The sequence below is a fragment of the Mesorhizobium sp. AA23 genome (assembly GCF_001672435.1).
Classification (GTDB): Bacteria; Pseudomonadota; Alphaproteobacteria; order Rhizobiales; family Rhizobiaceae; genus Mesorhizobium.
Map to the genome: position 1 here is coordinate 19,616 of NZ_LYTP01000002.1, position 15,015 is coordinate 34,630.

16 protein-coding genes are annotated in these 15,015 nt (G+C 63.4%); 5 read left to right on the plus strand and 11 right to left on the minus strand.

From position 1 onward, the window contains the following. Positions 1–84: 84 nt before the first annotated feature. Positions 85–795 (minus strand): flagellar biosynthetic protein FliO, encoded by a 711-nt coding sequence (locus A9K66_RS03530; protein ID WP_067319739.1) that lies wholly within the window; start codon positions 793–795, stop codon positions 85–87. A 208-nt stretch (positions 796–1,003) separates the two neighbouring features. Here A9K66_RS03530 and A9K66_RS03535 point away from each other — a divergent pair, with 208 nt between their 5' ends. Both A9K66_RS03535 and A9K66_RS03540 read left to right on the plus strand, forming a co-directional pair. Beyond that, positions 1,004–3,583, plus strand: coding sequence for a PAS domain-containing sensor histidine kinase (locus tag A9K66_RS03535; RefSeq protein WP_067319741.1), 2,580 nt, complete (start codon positions 1,004–1,006; stop codon positions 3,581–3,583). Positions 3,584–3,759: 176 nt separating this feature from the next. Next, positions 3,760–4,467 carry a purine-nucleoside phosphorylase gene (locus tag A9K66_RS03540; RefSeq protein ID WP_066992426.1) on the plus strand — a complete coding sequence of 236 codons (708 nt, stop codon included), beginning with the start codon at positions 3,760–3,762 and terminating at the stop codon, positions 4,465–4,467. 96 nt (positions 4,468–4,563) lie between these two features. On the opposite strand, the gene A9K66_RS03545 is transcribed toward A9K66_RS03540, so the two are convergent. Continuing rightward, a complete protein-coding gene (locus tag A9K66_RS03545) occupies positions 4,564–4,956 on the minus strand; it encodes a hypothetical protein (protein ID WP_067320129.1) in 393 nt (130 codons plus the stop codon). A gap of 941 nt (positions 4,957–5,897) precedes the next feature. Between A9K66_RS03545 and A9K66_RS29045 the strand changes: the two genes are divergently transcribed. Then, positions 5,898–6,074 carry a hypothetical protein gene (locus tag A9K66_RS29045; RefSeq protein ID WP_082953673.1) on the plus strand — a complete coding sequence of 59 codons (177 nt, stop codon included), beginning with the start codon at positions 5,898–5,900 and terminating at the stop codon, positions 6,072–6,074. 108 nt (positions 6,075–6,182) lie between these two features. Here the strand turns inward: A9K66_RS29045 and A9K66_RS03550 are convergent, their stop codons facing one another. The 9 genes from A9K66_RS03550 to A9K66_RS03590 all read right to left on the minus strand — a co-directional run bounded on the left by A9K66_RS03550 (position 6,183) and on the right by A9K66_RS03590 (position 13,854). Beyond that, positions 6,183–6,437: a hypothetical protein gene (locus tag A9K66_RS03550; RefSeq protein WP_067320133.1), complete on the minus strand. Its 255-nt coding sequence runs from the start codon at positions 6,435–6,437 to the stop codon at positions 6,183–6,185. 207 nt (positions 6,438–6,644) lie between these two features. Continuing rightward, positions 6,645–7,448: a DUF72 domain-containing protein gene (locus A9K66_RS03555; RefSeq protein WP_067319743.1), complete on the minus strand. Its 804-nt coding sequence runs from the start codon at positions 7,446–7,448 to the stop codon at positions 6,645–6,647. A 30-nt stretch (positions 7,449–7,478) separates the two neighbouring features. Further along, on the minus strand, positions 7,479–7,943 hold the full coding sequence (locus A9K66_RS03560; protein ID WP_067319745.1) for a GNAT family N-acetyltransferase: 465 nt from the start codon (positions 7,941–7,943) through the stop codon (positions 7,479–7,481). Between the two features lie 35 nt (positions 7,944–7,978). Then, positions 7,979–10,900 (minus strand): excinuclease ABC subunit UvrA, encoded by a 2,922-nt coding sequence (gene uvrA, locus A9K66_RS03565; protein WP_067319747.1) that lies wholly within the window; start codon positions 10,898–10,900, stop codon positions 7,979–7,981. A gap of 750 nt (positions 10,901–11,650) precedes the next feature. Continuing rightward, positions 11,651–11,917, minus strand: a complete 267-nt coding sequence (locus A9K66_RS03570) for a hypothetical protein (RefSeq protein WP_095825348.1) — start codon at positions 11,915–11,917, stop codon at positions 11,651–11,653. An 81-nt stretch (positions 11,918–11,998) separates the two neighbouring features. Then, on the minus strand, positions 11,999–12,604 hold the full coding sequence (locus A9K66_RS03575; protein ID WP_067319749.1) for an ATP-dependent Clp protease proteolytic subunit: 606 nt from the start codon (positions 12,602–12,604) through the stop codon (positions 11,999–12,001). 22 nt (positions 12,605–12,626) lie between these two features. Further along, positions 12,627–13,118: an SRPBCC domain-containing protein gene (locus A9K66_RS03580; protein ID WP_067319751.1), complete on the minus strand. Its 492-nt coding sequence runs from the start codon at positions 13,116–13,118 to the stop codon at positions 12,627–12,629. After that, positions 13,115–13,429, minus strand: coding sequence for a metalloregulator ArsR/SmtB family transcription factor (locus A9K66_RS03585; protein WP_067319753.1), 315 nt, complete (start codon positions 13,427–13,429; stop codon positions 13,115–13,117). The genes A9K66_RS03580 and A9K66_RS03585 overlap by 4 nt, the downstream gene beginning before the upstream one ends. 44 nt (positions 13,430–13,473) lie before the next feature. Then, positions 13,474–13,854 (minus strand): cupin domain-containing protein, encoded by a 381-nt coding sequence (locus A9K66_RS03590; protein ID WP_066992456.1) that lies wholly within the window; start codon positions 13,852–13,854, stop codon positions 13,474–13,476. Between the two features lie 194 nt (positions 13,855–14,048). Here A9K66_RS03590 and A9K66_RS03595 point away from each other — a divergent pair, with 194 nt between their 5' ends. Together A9K66_RS03595 and A9K66_RS03600 are read left to right on the plus strand one after the other, a co-directional pair. After that, positions 14,049–14,567: a single-stranded DNA-binding protein gene (locus A9K66_RS03595; protein ID WP_067319755.1), complete on the plus strand. Its 519-nt coding sequence runs from the start codon at positions 14,049–14,051 to the stop codon at positions 14,565–14,567. A gap of 34 nt (positions 14,568–14,601) precedes the next feature. After that, positions 14,602–15,000 carry a DUF2306 domain-containing protein gene (locus A9K66_RS03600; protein WP_067319757.1) on the plus strand — a complete coding sequence of 133 codons (399 nt, stop codon included), beginning with the start codon at positions 14,602–14,604 and terminating at the stop codon, positions 14,998–15,000. Positions 15,001–15,015: the final 15 nt, after the last annotated feature.

Below are 15,015 nucleotides of genomic sequence, written 5' to 3' on the forward strand. Positions count from 1 at the left end.
CGCGGGTTGGGACAGACGCAGGTTTTGCGAAAATGGCCGGATCTTTCCGGCCATTTTCTTTTTTGAGCGGCAATCCTTTGGGGGTCAGCGTTTGTGGCTGGCCAGCTCGCCGAGAAGCTTGGTCATCTCGTCATCGAGCGAGGGCTTCGCCGCCGGCTTGCTTGCCGGTTTGGAATGGGACTCCTCCAACGATGCCTCGAGCTCGTGCATCAGTGTGTCGTCGATCGAGTCGTTGGAGGGCTGCGGCGGGGCCTGCCGGCCAGTGCCATTCGTCCCATACGCAGGGAGCGGCATGACTTTCGCGGCCGGGGGAGGCGGTACCGGCGGCTTTGCCGGAGGGGGCGCCGCGCGCGGGCGCGACACGGGCTCGCTCACGGGAGCCGGCGCCGGTGCGGTCGGCTGCCTGGCCGGGGCGGGTGCGGGCTGAGGCGCCCGCGGGCGCGGCGCGGCGGCCTGCTGCTGGCCGCTGTCTCCGGTCAGCGCCGGACGGCGAGGTGCTGCCAGCCTTATGTCTCGTTCGACCACGACATCAGTCGGGCCGCCGATCAGGATGAGGTGTTCGATATCGTCGCGCCGCACCAGCACCAGCCGGCGGTGGCTGTCGACAGCGGTGGCGTCCATGACGGCGAGCCGTGTCTTGCGATTCCGGCCTCCGGCAACGAAGGTGCCGAAAGTCAGGTTGCGGACTACCTTGATGACGAGCAGGACCACGACCAGCAGAACAAGGGCCGCGAACGTCCATAGAATTGCAGCGACATAACCCGGCCCCGCTACGCTATCCAGCCACTGCAGCATCGGTGCACCCAATCGCCTTTGAAGTGACGCGACACTAGACCTTAGGGACTAGCCTCCGCAAGGCGACATCACCCATCGTGAACAGTTTGAAACATGAATCGTTGATTTTATCGGACATTTGCCGTCCGGGCCTTTTCCGCTACAGGAGAATGTGATTCAACCGGCCGTTCGCGGGTGTCGGGGCATCGGAATCACGAGCAGGGGGCACATGGCCAAGGAAACGCGCGGCGATTTCTATCCGGTACCGATCGTCGACCAAAACACGCGTCCGGGCGCCATCGCCAGGCTCATCATCTTCATCGTCGTTTTGACCGGCGCGGCGGTCGTTTTCGGGTTGTTCCGCGAGCGCCTCGGCGATCCGTTCCTGCTCGGCATGCTTGGCGTGCTCGCCATGATCGGCGTCGGCTTTCTGTTCGCGACGGCGATCGGCTTCGTGCAGATCGCCCCGCGTTCAACCGGCGACGAGCTGTCCAAAGCGTTCGTCGATTCAATGTCGCAAGGCCTCCTGGTCACCGACACCAAGGGTCGCGTAATCTACGCCAACCGGGCCTATGCCGAGATGACGGGGGCCGCTTCGGCGGCGGACCTCAAGACGGTCGAGGGGCTGCTTTCGGACGTCCCCGAGGCTTCAATGACCATCTACCGGCTGGCGTCCGGCCTGCGCGACGGCCAGGCTGGCGACGGTGAATTTCGCCTGGCGCAGTCGATCAAGCCTGGGGCCGAGCCGGGCGCGCGCTGGTACCGCGTCCGTGCCCGCGCCTTCAATGTGCCGGGCCAGCGGCTGCCGATGCTTGCCTGGCAGATCGCAGACATCTCGCAGGAGCGGGCGGAACAGGAGCGTTTCTTCCTCGACCTGCAAAAGGCGATAGACCATCTCGACCACGCGCCCGCAGGCTTCTTCTCGGCCGACCAGGAAGGCCGCGTTACTTATATCAATGCGACGCTTGCCGAATGGCTAGGCATCGACCTTGCCAGCTTCACCCCGGGCGCGGTCACGCTGCCGGAGATCGTCGCCGGCGACGGCATGGCGCTCGTCCGCTCGGTCAAGGCTGATCCCGGCGCCACGCGCAACGCCGTCATCGACCTTGATCTGACGACAATGAGCGGCCAGGCACTGCCTGTCCGCTTCATGCACCGCGTTTCGGCAAGCCGCGAAGGAGTGAACGGGCCGACGCGCACCATCGTGCTCAACCGCACCCAGGGAGAGGACGCGTCCGCCGACCTGCGCGCCTCGGAGGTGCGCTTCACGCGTTTCTTCAACTCGACGCCGATGGCGATAGCCGGCGTCGATGCCGGCGGGCGCATCCTGCGCACCAATGCGCCGTTCCTGTCGCTGTTTTCGTCCGTCGTCGACCGAGACGCTGTCGACCGGCGCGTGCGTTTCGAGAGCGTGGTGCATGAACGCGACCGGCCGGCCTTCGCCGCCGCCTTCGAGAAGGCGCGGCAGCGGCAGGCCAATATCGAGCCGATCGACTCGTTGCTGCCCGGGCATGAGGAGCGCCACATCCGCTTCTACGTGAATGCCGTCGCCGACGGGGCCGGTAGCGAGGGTGCGGAGGAATCGGCCATCGTCTACGCCGTCGAGACTACCGAGCAGAAGGCGCTCGAGGGCCAGATGGCGCAGAGCCAGAAGATGCAGGCGGTCGGCCAGCTTGCCGGCGGCATCGCGCACGACTTCAACAACGTGCTCACCGCCATCATCATGGCGTCGGACCTCCTGCTCACCAACCACCGGCCGTCGGACCCGTCCTTCCCCGACATTATGAACATCAAGCAGAACGCCAACCGGGCGGCGTCGCTTGTTAGGCAGTTGCTGGCCTTCTCGCGCAAGCAGACCTTGCGGCCGGAAGTTCTCAACCTGACCGATGTGCTTGCCGATCTGCGCATGCTGCTTGCCCGCCTGGTGGGCAACGATATCAGGCTAAAGATCGACCACGGGCGGGATCTGTGGCCGGTCAAGGTCGACATCGGCCAATTCGAGCAGGTGGTGGTTAATCTCGCCGTCAACGCGCGCGATGCGATGCCCACCGGCGGCGATCTTACCGTGCGCACCCGCAACGTCATGGCCGAGGAGTGCAAATCCTTCCCGTATCGCGAGCTTATCCCGGCAGATTATGTGCTGGTCGAGGTCGAGGACACGGGCAGCGGCATCGCGCCGGAGGTGCTGAAGAAGATATTCGAGCCGTTCTTCACCACAAAGGAGGTCGGCAAGGGAACGGGCCTTGGCCTCTCGATGGTCTATGGCATCATCAAGCAGACCGGCGGCTTCATCTACTGCGATTCCGAAGTCGGCAAAGGCACGGTGTTCCGCATCTTCCTGCCGCGTCACGTGACGGAGGTGAAGAAGGCGAGCGAGCCTGCCGACACTGCGGCGGCGGCAGCTCCAGCCAAGCCGGCCGACACGGCGAAGGACCTCTCAGGTTCGGCGACCGTGCTTCTGGTCGAGGACGAGGACGCCGTTCGCATGGGCGGCGTGAGGGCGCTGACTTCGCGCGGCTACACCGTTCACGAGGCTTCCTCCGGCGTCGAGGCGCTGGAGGTCTTCGAGGCGCTCGGCGGCAAGGTCGACATCGTGGTGTCCGATGTGGTGATGCCGGAAATGGACGGGCCGACGCTGCTCGGCGAATTGCGCAAGCGCCAGCCGGACATAAAATTCGTCTTCGTTTCCGGCTATGCCGAGGACGCCTTTGCCAAAAACCTGCCGGCCGACGCGCATTTCGGCTTCCTGCCCAAACCATTCTCGCTCAAGCAACTGGCGACGATCGTCAAAGACGTGCTGGAATCTTAAAGCGCATCGGTGAAGCAGATCAGGCGACGCGCTTCAGATCATTGCTTGATGCAGGTCGTTTCCCCAAAAGCGCTGCGCCCTTTTAGGCGACATGTCTTAAACAGCTACCGCTTGCACATTGCAGCGAGCCTGCCATGATGGCGATCGGATGGGTCCTGTCATGGGGGTGATAGCGCGTGACGCCGCACATCGAGGCGGGCAGGGGAGATTATGCCGAAACGGTGCTGCTGCCGGGCGACCCCGAGCGCGCGCAGTGGATGGCGCAAACTTTTCTGGAGGCGCCGCGCTGCATCAATCTCCGTCGGGGCGCCCTCGGCTTCACTGGCCGTTTCCGCGGTAAGCCGGTCAGCATCCAGGCAACCGGCATCGGCGTCTCTTCTTTCCTGATCTATGCCCATGAGTTGCTGGACTATCATGGCGTGAAGACGCTGATCCGCACAGGAACATGCGGCGCATTGTCGGATGACGTTCCGCTGCGGGGCTTGGTCGTTTCAAGCGCCGTGCGCGCCGAGGGCCCAATCAGCGGGCAGGTGTTCGGACTTTACCAGCCGGCCGGCCCCGATGAGGCGCTCCATGCGCTGGCGCTGCAGCGGGCCGCCGATCTCGGCATTGCCTGCAGCGCCGGCCTGACCGTCTGCAGCGACATCTTCCATCATCCCGATGGCCGCGCCCGCTTCGACGAGCCCAGGGCGCTCGGCGCGCTGGCAGTCGACATGGAAACCAGCGCGCTCTACCGCATCTCGGCGCAGTTCGGCGCGCGCGCCCTATCGCTGCTGACCGTGGTCGACCACGTCGCCGCCGACGAGCAGACCGAGTATTCCGAACGCCAGGCGCTGTTCACCGACATGACCCGCCTGGCACTGGAAGTCGCGGTCACTGCTTAGGCGGTTTCCGCTTCAACTGCCCCTCGGCTGTCGGCCGGTGACCCGCAGATAAAGCGGCAGGTTGTGCGCAGCATCGAAGCGAAGTTCCTTGTTCGATCAATGTTTCGTGCAGGTGGAGGCGGTAAAGGCGCCGTCCTGCTGCTTCATGATGATGTCGAAGGAGGGAGCGCCTGGATCGTCGAGCGTCGCCTGTGTCAGCGAGATCGAGTTGCCGCCGCTCGTATAGCCGCCGAGCGGGCCGAGCCAGCTGATCTCGCCATTGGCGTCCATCTGGTAGTTGTAGGTTCCCGACGTGCCGAAGGTCACTGGGCCGCTATAGACATTGCCCTTGATGGTGATGTCGCCGAGATTGATGAAGAGGCCGAGCAGATAGACCTCGCAATGATAGACGCCGTCCGGAAGCTTGCCTTCGGCGAAGTCCGCGCCGGCCTTGCCCACGGCCGGCGCAAGAAGCAGCAAGCTCAGAAGAATGCGAATCGGGAAGGCCATGCGGTCGCTCATTTCGGCGGCGACCTTGCCCCATTTTGCCGCTGCCCCGCAACTGGCCGGCGAGTGCCGGCACGGAGACGAGATTAAGCATTGGGCAATTTCATGATTTGGGTAAAATCTAGGCAGAGCTGCGCAATGTTTTCTCAAACCCAGGGTGCTTGATCGGCGTCGTTTTATTCGCTTATCAAGAGCTAAGTGTTTGTATTTAATAACTATTTCTCCTGATCCCCGCATGCGTCCGCGTTTGGCACGTCGCTTGCAACCAAGTTTGATGAGATCGGATCGTCAACCATCACCGGTTGACGAGCGGAAGGGTTGCCTTCGAGGGGAAGGCGCTCGACCGGAGCGCGGCGTATGACCGCGCCCGGTCGGGCATCGCATCGTGCCGCAGGGCAGGGAGATTTCTCCGCTGCTCACGGTGCGCGAAATCTGAAGTCCGGCTTCGCGCCGCTTCGGCGCGGCGTCCGCAACATCTCTTCGAGGTGTTTGCGGTGCTGAAGCAAATGCCTTCGCGGCGCGGCGGCGACCTGTGCGGCGACCAGCGGCAGCTCGCCATCGGGCGGGCGCTGGTGATGCGGCCGAAGCTACGCACGCCGTCGCCGGTCTCGCGATGCAGAATAGATTCCTCGTGCGGACGCCTAGATCATTGCGGATTATGCACCATTAATGACGCTTCCAAGTAACGGAATGGATCCTTGGGTCTTCGCTCCGGTTCGCGTCGTTACGCGGAAGGATGACGAAGTGTTCGACGGCTCTGGTGTGGCCAATAGCGCATGCTAGTCTTTGCATGGCCTTGGTGAGTCGGGCTCTTTCCGTATCAGTCGAGATGAAGGGGGATGGCGCGGGCTCCGCCCGCAAGGTCCGCGCAAGCAAGCTCGCCTAGCTTTCCCCGCAGTGATTGTCGGTCGATGCGTCCAACAAAAGCTTGCCAGGGGAAGGCGATGGAACGTTTTGTCGAGGACTATCAGAAGCGGCGGCTGACCGAGCGCGTCGATATCATGACGGCGATCAACATCCTGATGTCGCAGGGCTACGACGAGGATGATCTGCTCGGCGAAATAACCAAGGTTTTTTACGTCGACCTCGACGCCTATAACGAAGTAATCGGGCACCATTGACGGCTTGAGCCGCAAGACTTTAACCGTTCCGGAATTGCTCTGAGCTTCAAGCGCAGCGGTGGATGTCGAGCACGCGGCTGCGAGGGAAGACTCCGACATTCCGTAAGGTCAGAGGACGAACACCGACAACAGCAGTATGATGCCGACTGCCATCATCACCAGACCTGGCCAATTCTGAGATAGGCCGAGGAAACGGAGTCCGCGTCGCCGCGGCTCCAGTGTGGGGCCTGGTGTTGCCAGGTTCGGCGCCGGACGGTCCGGCGCTGTAGATGCCGGGTCACTCAGGCGTCCGCGCCTCAAAGTGGCGCCTGCCATGTAGACGACGCCTGCGATGGTAAGCAACGCACCGAGGATGACGGTCATCTTCCCTCGCTCCTTTCCGACGCTGCGGGATGTGGCGAGCGTTTCGCGAGGTCGCCGTACCGATCTTTCGGCGAGATAACCCTCCGCCGACCTCGCGATCGGCTGGGACAGAACGGTCAACATGGCCGGCAGGTTCCGACAAGCCAACTGCCGACGGCGTGCCGCGCCGGGCAAACTTCCGGCGTTCCAACAAAGAGCCGCGCCAGTTTAGGCCGCCACCCGCTTCATCAGCGCCATGGCACCGAAGGGCGCACGCACCTTGCCCTCGCTTATGAAATAGGCGAACACGTCGCGCGGCTTGACCGGCGCGTCGGTCTTGGGATCGGCGCGCGGCAGGTCGGCCGGCTGCCCGCCTTCCGCCCAGGTCTTGACGCGGCCCGCCCATTCGTCGAGCCCTTTCGGCGTGTAGCAATCGGGATTGTCGTCGCTGCCGGTTTGCAGGCGGGCATAGACGAAATCGCCGGTGACGTCGGCGATCGCCGGATATTTGGCGTGGTCGGCATAGACGATGGCGGCATTGTATTTGCGCGCCAGAGCCGGAAATTCCGGCACGATGAAGGTGTCATGCCGCACTTCGAGCGCATGGCGCAGCGGCACGCCGTCCTGTTTCTCGGGCAGCAGCTTCAGGAAGGCCTCGAGATCGTCGGCATCGAATTTCTTCGTCGGCGCGAACTGCCACAGGATCGGTCCCAGCTTGTCGCCGAGCGCGACAATGCCCGAGCCGAGGAAGCGCATTATCGATTCCCCGGCCTCGCCAAGCACGCGGCGGTTGGTGACGAAGCGGTTGCCCTTGAGCGAAAAGACGAAGCCCTCCGGCGTGTCGTTCGCCCACTTGACGAAGGTCGGCTCCTTGAAGCTGGAATAATAGGTGCCGTTGACCTCGATGCTCGGCACCTGGCGGCTGGCAAAGTGCAACTGCTTGGCCTTGGCGAGCTTGTCCGGATAGAAGGAGGTGTCCCAGGGCTCGAAGGTCCAGCCGCCCATGCCGGAGCGGATCTTTCCTTGGCTCATCGTCTTCCTCCTCCGAGTTTTGAGTACGGCTCAGGCTGCTTTGTCGACCGGCTTGGCCATGTCGACCAATATCCATCCTGGCCGGTATGGGTTGGCGCGGCGACCCGTCTCCCGATAGCCGTAAGCCGAATAGAGCGCGATGTTCCGCTCCATGCGCGAACTGGTGTAGAGCCGCACCTCCGGCACGCTCCATGACCGCGCCTGCTCGTCGGCGAAGTCGAGCAGCCTGATGCCGAGCTTCCTGCCCTGGAAGGCCGGCGAAACGGCAACGCTGAAGATCATGGCATGATGGTCGTGCCGCTCGAGGACAAGCAGCCCGGCCAGATCGGAACCATCCTCCAGCAGCCAGACCTCGCCGCGCGCAATGCGGGGTGCATAGTCCTCGGTCACCGGGATCGGCGGCGCGCCGAACAGGGCGGTATAGGGGGCGTAGGCGTCCGTGGTTATCGCGACGACAGCTTGGAGATCACCTGCAAGCGCTTGCCTGATCTTCATTTGAGACTGTTCCAAACGCTTGCCGACCCACTCGCTCACTCGGCCGCTTCGCGCTTGCCCCCGGGGCGCCGCTCCAGAAGCTCCTTCAGGAACTGGCCGGTGTAGCTGTGCTTTTCGCGCACGATCGCTTCCGGCGTGCCGGAGGCGACCAGCTCGCCGCCACCGTCGCCGCCCTCGGGGCCGAGGTCGAGCACCCAGTCGGCTGTCTTGATGACTTCGAGATTGTGCTCGATCACCACCACCGTGTTGCCCTGGTCGACCAGCTCATGCAGCACTTCGAGCAGCTTGGCGACGTCGTGGAAATGCAGGCCGGTGGTCGGCTCGTCGAGGATGTAGAGCGTCTTGCCGGTCGCCTTGCGCGACAGTTCCTTGGCCAGCTTGATGCGCTGCGCCTCGCCGCCTGAGAGCGTCGTCGCCTGCTGGCCGATATGGATGTAGCCGAGCCCGACCTGCTTCAGCGTCTCGAGCTTGTCGCGCACGCCGGGCACCGCCGAGAAGAACTCGACGCCTTCCTCGACCGTCATGTCGAGCACGTCGGCGATCGACTTGCCCTTGAACAGCACGTCCAGCGTCTCGCGGTTGTAGCGCTTGCCATGGCAGACGTCGCAGGTGACGTAGACGTCGGGCAGGAAGTGCATCTCGATCTTGATGACGCCGTCGCCTTGGCACGCCTCGCAGCGGCCGCCCTTGACGTTGAAGGAGAAACGGCCCGGCTGATAGCCGCGCGCCTTAGCCTCCGGCAGACCGGCGAACCAATCGCGGATCGGCGTGAAGGCGCCGGTATAAGTGGCGGGGTTGGAGCGCGGCGTGCGGCCAATCGGCGACTGGTCGATATCGATGACCTTGTCGAGGAACTCCAGGCCCTCGATGCGATCATGCTCGGCCGGATGCTCGCGCGAGCCCATGATGCGGCGTGAGGCCGCCTTGAACAGCGTCTCGATCAGGAAGGTCGACTTGCCGCCGCCGGAGACGCCGGTGACGCAGGTGAAAGTGCCGAGCGGGATCTCCGCCGTGACGTTTTTCAGATTGTTGCCGCGCGCGCCGACGACCTTGATACGCCGGTTCTTTTTCGCCTCGCGGCGCACCGCCGGCGTCGCGACCTCGAGCTCGCCCGACAAATACTTGCCGGTGATCGAGGCGGGCGTCGCCATGATCTGCTGCGGCGTGCCTTGCGCGATGATCTCACCGCCATGGATGCCGGCGGCCGGGCCGATATCGACGACATAGTCGGCATGCAGGATGGCGTCCTCGTCATGCTCGACGACGATCACCGTGTTGCCGATGTCGCGCAGGTGCTTCAGCGTATCGAGCAGGCGGGCATTGTCGCGCTGGTGCAGACCGATAGACGGCTCGTCCAGGACGTAGAGCACGCCCGTCAAGCCTGAGCCGATCTGCGAGGCCAAACGAATGCGCTGGCTCTCGCCGCCCGACAGCGTGCCGGAATTGCGCGACAACGTCAGATAGTCGAGGCCGACATCGTTCAAGAAACGCAGGCGCTCGCGGATTTCCTTCAGCACCCGGACGGCGATCTCATTCTGCTTTTCGTTGAGCTGCGCCGGCAGATCGGTGAACCACCGGTCGGCCTTGCGGATCGACAGCTCCGTGACCTCGCCGATGTGCCTGCCGGCGATCTTGACTGAGAGCGCTTCCGGCTTCAGCCGGTAGCCGTTGCAGGCGGGGCAGGGGGTGGCCGACATGAAGCGCTCGATCTCCTCGCGCATCCAGGCCGATTCCGTTTCTTTCCAGCGCCGGTCGAGGTTGGGGATGACGCCCTCGAAGGTCTTGGTCGTTTTGTAGGACCGCAGGCCGTCGTCATACTGGAAGGTGATCTCGCGCTCGCCCGTGCCGTGCAGCACGGCCTGCTGCGCCTCGGCGCTCAGATCCTTGAACTTGTCGCCGAGCTTGAAGCCATAGGCCTTGCCCAAGGCCTCAAGCGTCTGCGCGTAATAGGGCGAGGTCGATTTCGCCCACGGGCTGATGGCGCCGTCGCGCAGCGAGACATTCTCGTCCGGCACAATGAGGTTGGCGTCGATGGCGCGCTGGCTGCCGAGGCCGTCGCAGGTCGGGCAGGCGCCGAACGGATTGTTGAAGGAGAACAGCCTGGGCTCGATCTCGGGAATGGTGAAGCCGGACACCGGGCAGGCGAATTTTTCCGAGAACATGATGCGCTCATGCGTCTCGTTCTTCGACTTGTTGACCGAGTCCTCGCCCGTCCGGCTGGCGTCGAGCGGCTTGTCGGCGAACTCGGCCACCGCAAGCCCGTCGGCGAGCTTCAGCGCCGTCTCCATCGAATCCGCAAGCCGCGTCGCCAGATCGCCGCGAACTACGATGCGGTCGACGACCACGTCGATGTCGTGCTTGTATTTCTTGTCCAGCGCCGGCACGTCGGCGATCTCGTAGAAGACGCCGTCGACCTTGACGCGCTGGAACCCCTTCTTCTGCAGCTCCAGAAGTTCCTTGCGGTATTCGCCCTTGCGGCCGCGCACGATCGGCGCCAGCAGGTAGAGACGCGTGCCCTCGTCCAGCGCCAGCACGCGGTCAACCATCTGGCTGACCGTCTGGCTTTCGATCGGCAGGCCGGTGGCCGGCGAATAGGGAATGCCGACGCGGGCGAAGAGCAGGCGCATATAGTCGTAGATTTCGGTGACGGTGCCGACTGTCGAGCGCGGGTTGCGCGACGTCGTCTTCTGCTCGATCGAGATGGCGGGAGACAAGCCGTCGATCTGGTCGACGTCCGGCTTCTGCATCATTTCCAGGAACTGGCGGGCATAGGCCGAAAGGCTTTCGACATAGCGACGCTGACCCTCGGCATAGATGGTGTCGAAGGCAAGCGACGACTTGCCGGATCCCGACAGGCCGGTCATGACGATCAGGCTGTCGCGCGGCAGGTCGAGATCGACGTTCTTGAGATTGTGTTCGCGCGCGCCGCGAATGGAAAGATATTTTTGGTCGGCCATCGCCGGTCGCCGCCTCAGGTCTGGAATTTGCTGGATTGGCGGGTTTGTCCCGGCCATCCCCTATGTAGGTAATCTCGTCGCCGCGTCGAGAGACGCCACAATCTCGACCAAAGCGTTTAACCGCCTTTCGCGCGAGCGGGCAAGCGGAAAGAACAAAGGCCGAACACCCTCCTGACAAAGCGCTGTGGAAACAGCGGCTGCAAAAACCGTCGCGACCGATCAGTCGAAGGCATTCGACCTTACCTGGACGTAACCTCCGATCGATCACATTTTTCTGTAACCGGCTCTTCAACGGTTGACGTCTCGGACCCATGGGGGCAGTCTCAAAGGCGTCAACGAAGCCGGCCGTCTGTCGATGGCCTCGTCACCCAGAGGTGGCCTGCGAGACGCCGCAGGCTTCAGCGATTTGCGCTTCGGACGACATTGCCACAACGGACCAGGAGCGGAGCATGACGCCACCGGACAGTCCCTTGAGGCTCCACGAAGCGATGGAGCCGCGGCGGGCATAGTGCCAGGGTAGGCGTGAGCGCCTCCCGAAAAACGTGACCTGCCGATTCCTACAATCAGAGACCATAGTCGGATCGTCGGCTGAAAGCCGCGTTGCATCCGAAACAGAACGCCGGCAGTCCACTCCCGGCTAAAATTGGGTTTCAGATCCATGAAAGCCCCGTCCACCTGCGGAAGCAGTGGCGGGGCTTGCATTTTGCGAGCCGGAGGTCCGTCGCCGGCGTCCGCAATGCGGGGTAAGCTTCAGTGGTTGGGAGGCCTGATGGCGCCCGTTGCCATGTCGATGGTTATGCTGCCCGAAATCCTGACATCGGTGTCGCCGATCTTGAACGTGCCGTTGCTGCCGGCTGGCAGTGCGTCGTCAGGCTCGGGCTGCGGCGCGGGCTTGGCGATACGGTAGTCGCTGCTCACGCCGGGCAGTTTTTGTGTCGAATTGTCGTCGGCAAAAGCGGCGGTGCCGACCGCAAGCACGCCGGCGACTGCGACAACGGCAAAACCCAGATTCGTCAAGGAACGCGCTCGGATCATGCGCGAACTATAGAGGCGCGCCGAAGGCGAGGCCAGATGCGCCGCAATCAATTTGCCGCGCGGTCAGGCCGCCTTCTTGCGCGTGTCGTAGACATGGTCGACGAGCCCCCAGGCCTTAGCTTCCTCGGCGGTCATGAAATAGTCGCGGTCGAGCGTGCGCTCGACCTCGTCGTAGGTCCGGTCGCAATGCTTGGCGTACAGCTCCGTCATGTGGCGCTTGGTGCGCAGGATGTCCTCGGCGTGGCGCTGGATGTCGGAGGCCTGGCCCTGGAAGCCGCCGAGCGGCTGATGCAGCACGATCCTGGTGTTGGGCAGCGCGATGCGCCGACCGGGCGAGCCTGCCATCAACAGGAATGAGCCCATCGAGGCGGCAAAGCCCATGCACACCGTCGACACCGGGCAGGAGATGTACTGCATGGTGTCGTAGATGGCGAAGCCGCTGGTCACCACGCCGCCCGGCGAGTTGATGTAGATCGATATCTCCTTGTCGGGATGATCCGATTCCAGCGACAGGAGCTGCGCGCAGACCAGCGCCGACACGCCGTCATTGATCTCGCCGTTGATGAAGACGATGCGTTCGCGGAGCAGCCGCGAGAAAATGTCGAAGGCGCGCTCGCCGCGGCTCGACTGCTCGATTACCATCGGCACGAGATTGGCAAAGGCGCTCATCGCAGATCTCCTCGTTCTTTGGTCAAGCCGCGCGCAGCGCCATGCTTGGCGCGTTGGCGGCAGCTGGGCTTTTGCGCGCGTCGAGCGAAATCCGGCAGCGGGCGCCGGAAACGGCGACGACAGGTTGCGCGACCGTCGCGAAACCATCATGGACGATGCTGAGATGCGTGCCGCCGGAAACCGTGCGCGCGAGCGTGAAGGTGACAATGCTGTCGAAGATGGGGCCGTCGAATGCCGGTAGCCGGTCGGCAGCGTCCACGCCCGGTCGCTCGCGCCAGGAATAGCGCAGCAGCTTGCCGGGGTCGGCCTCGAGCACTTCGCACTCGATTGGCGCGTTTGGTCCGGCAAAGGCAAAGCGCTCACCGATCGCCGGCTTGATGTCGTTGGGCATCAGCCACGCGGCGAGCAGTTCCGGCTCGGTGAGCGCCCGCCAGACTTTTTCCGGCGGATCGGGAAGCTCGCATTCGAAGCTGAGCGGCGCGTTGGCCGCTGCCGGGTGTTTGGCAATCGTCATTGGTCCATTTCCTTCAGAACCCTCTTCAAACGCTCGATGCGCTCCGGCCAGAAGGCGCGGTAGCGTTCGATCCAGCCGAGCAAGGGATCGAGTCCTTGCGGGTCGGCGCGGTAATAGGCGTTGCGGCCGGCGCGCCGCTCGATCACCAGTCCGGCGCCGCGCAGCACGGCAAGATGCTGTGAGACGGCCGGCTGCGACACGCTCACGCCGGCGCGCAGCTCGGACACCGTCAATTCGCCGGCCGCGAGCCGCTCGTAGACGGCCCGGCGTGTCGGATCGGCCAGCGCCCGGAAAATCTCTGCTTCGATCATGCACAAAGCATAAGTCGATACTTATTGGTTTGGCAAGCGCCGTTTTAGGCCGTCCAGCGTCTCACCGGCTCCGCCGCTCCGTCGAAGCTTGCCTCGAAGATTGGCGATGCGAGCACGGCATGGATGTGAAGCGTGCCGGAAGCTACGTTTCGAAAGCCATGCTTGCGGTGCGCGGGAATGATCAGGGACTGCCCGGCGGCAAGCACGGCCCGTCGGTCGTCGACCCACATTTCGGCTTCGCCGGCAATCACCGTCAGTACTTCCTCGACTTTGTGCGCATGCGTTGGTGCGCCGCTACCCGGTCCGACCCACTGCTCGAATATGCAAAGGCCCGCCGCGCCATTGGCGGCGGCAACATGCATGCGGGTTTCGACTCCGGCGCGCCACGTTTCGCGCGGCTGATCCTCATGCGAAACAACGTTCATTCCGATATCCCCCTTGTTTCCTGCCCAGGAATACTACCTGTTGCTGACATTCCTTGACAGAAACAGCGGTCAAGACTAGAACGAAGAGAGAACAAAAACCTTGTGGGAAAAGCCAGCCTTCGCGGGCATGGGCGAACCGCAGGCTGTAAGGTGAGCGACTTAAAATTTGTTTCGGATGAGCGCGGAGAAGTACGATGGCGGGTAGCGTCAACAAGGTCATTCTGGTCGGCAATCTCGGGGCGGACCCTGAAATCCGCCGCCTGAATTCGGGCGACCCGGTCGTCAACATCCGCATCGCCACGTCGGAAAGCTGGCGCGACAAGAATTCCGGGGAGCGCAAGGAAAAGACGGAGTGGCACAATGTCGTCATCTTCAACGACCAGCTCGCCAAGGTGGCGGAGCAGTATTTGAAGAAGGGCATGAAGGTCTATGTCGAGGGCCAGCTGCAGACGCGCAAATGGCAGGACCAGACCGGCAACGATCGCTACACGACCGAGGTCGTACTGCAGAAATTCCGTGGCGAGCTGCAGATGCTCGACGCGCGCGGCGAAGGCGGCGGCCAGGTCGGCAGTTATGCCGGCGGCGGCAACAGCCGGGGTTCCGATTTCGGCCAGTCGGGCCCGAACGAAGGCTTCAGCCGTGGCGGCGGTGGCGGTTCCAGGGGCGGTGGCGGTGGTTCATCGCGCGAGCTGGATGACGAGATTCCGTTCTGAAGGTCTCGCAATCGTCGTTTGAGGGGAAGGCGCGATGTCGCTCGGACCGTTGCTGACAGCGCCTCCTCCCATTCCATGGCACGCGTTCGCCGCCTTCGCCGCGCTGGCGATAGGCGGGGCGCAACTGGCATTGCCGAAAGGCACGACACGCCACCGCGTCTTGGGCTATGCCTGGGCCGCGCTGATGCTGGTCGTCGCCGTCTCGAGCTTCTGGATCCAGCGGATACGCCTGATCGGGCCGTTCAGCCCGATCCACATCCTGTCGATCCTGGTGGTTGTCACCGCCCCGCTGGCGGTCTGGTATGCGCACACCCATAAAGTGGCCGCGCATCGCAGCGCCATGATCAAGCTCTACCTATTTGCGCTGATCGGCGCCGGCATCTTCACGTTGGTGCCCGGCCGCATCATGCACACGGTCGTATTCGGCCAATAAACAATTTCGAGCGAA

What these genes read in the sequence shown, in the direction of transcription:
- A9K66_RS03555 (WP_067319743.1), bottom strand. Translation starts at nt 7,448, where the DNA reads ATGAGCCAAGGAAAGATCCGCTCCGGCATGGGCGGCTGGACCTTCGAG.
- A9K66_RS29045 (WP_082953673.1), top strand. Translation starts at nt 5,898, where the DNA reads ATGGAACGTTTTGTCGAGGACTATCAGAAGCGGCGGCTGACCGAGCGC.
- A9K66_RS03535 (WP_067319741.1), top strand. Translation starts at nt 1,004, where the DNA reads ATGGCCAAGGAAACGCGCGGCGATTTCTATCCGGTACCGATCGTCGAC.
- A9K66_RS03600 (WP_067319757.1), top strand. Translation starts at nt 14,602, where the DNA reads ATGTCGCTCGGACCGTTGCTGACAGCGCCTCCTCCCATTCCATGGCAC.
- uvrA (WP_067319747.1), bottom strand. Translation starts at nt 10,900, where the DNA reads ATGGCCGACCAAAAATATCTTTCCATTCGCGGCGCGCGCGAACACAAT.
- A9K66_RS03590 (WP_066992456.1), bottom strand. Translation starts at nt 13,854, where the DNA reads ATGAACGTTGTTTCGCATGAGGATCAGCCGCGCGAAACGTGGCGCGCC.
- A9K66_RS03580 (WP_067319751.1), bottom strand. Translation starts at nt 13,118, where the DNA reads ATGACGATTGCCAAACACCCGGCAGCGGCCAACGCGCCGCTCAGCTTC.
- A9K66_RS03560 (WP_067319745.1), bottom strand. Translation starts at nt 7,943, where the DNA reads ATGAAGATCAGGCAAGCGCTTGCAGGTGATCTCCAAGCTGTCGTCGCG.
- A9K66_RS03550 (WP_067320133.1), bottom strand. Translation starts at nt 6,437, where the DNA reads ATGACCGTCATCCTCGGTGCGTTGCTTACCATCGCAGGCGTCGTCTAC.
- A9K66_RS03530 (WP_067319739.1), bottom strand. Translation starts at nt 795, where the DNA reads ATGCTGCAGTGGCTGGATAGCGTAGCGGGGCCGGGTTATGTCGCTGCA.
- A9K66_RS03595 (WP_067319755.1), top strand. Translation starts at nt 14,049, where the DNA reads ATGGCGGGTAGCGTCAACAAGGTCATTCTGGTCGGCAATCTCGGGGCG.
- A9K66_RS03585 (WP_067319753.1), bottom strand. Translation starts at nt 13,429, where the DNA reads ATGATCGAAGCAGAGATTTTCCGGGCGCTGGCCGATCCGACACGCCGG.
- A9K66_RS03545 (WP_067320129.1), bottom strand. Translation starts at nt 4,956, where the DNA reads ATGGCCTTCCCGATTCGCATTCTTCTGAGCTTGCTGCTTCTTGCGCCG.
- A9K66_RS03575 (WP_067319749.1), bottom strand. Translation starts at nt 12,604, where the DNA reads ATGAGCGCCTTTGCCAATCTCGTGCCGATGGTAATCGAGCAGTCGAGC.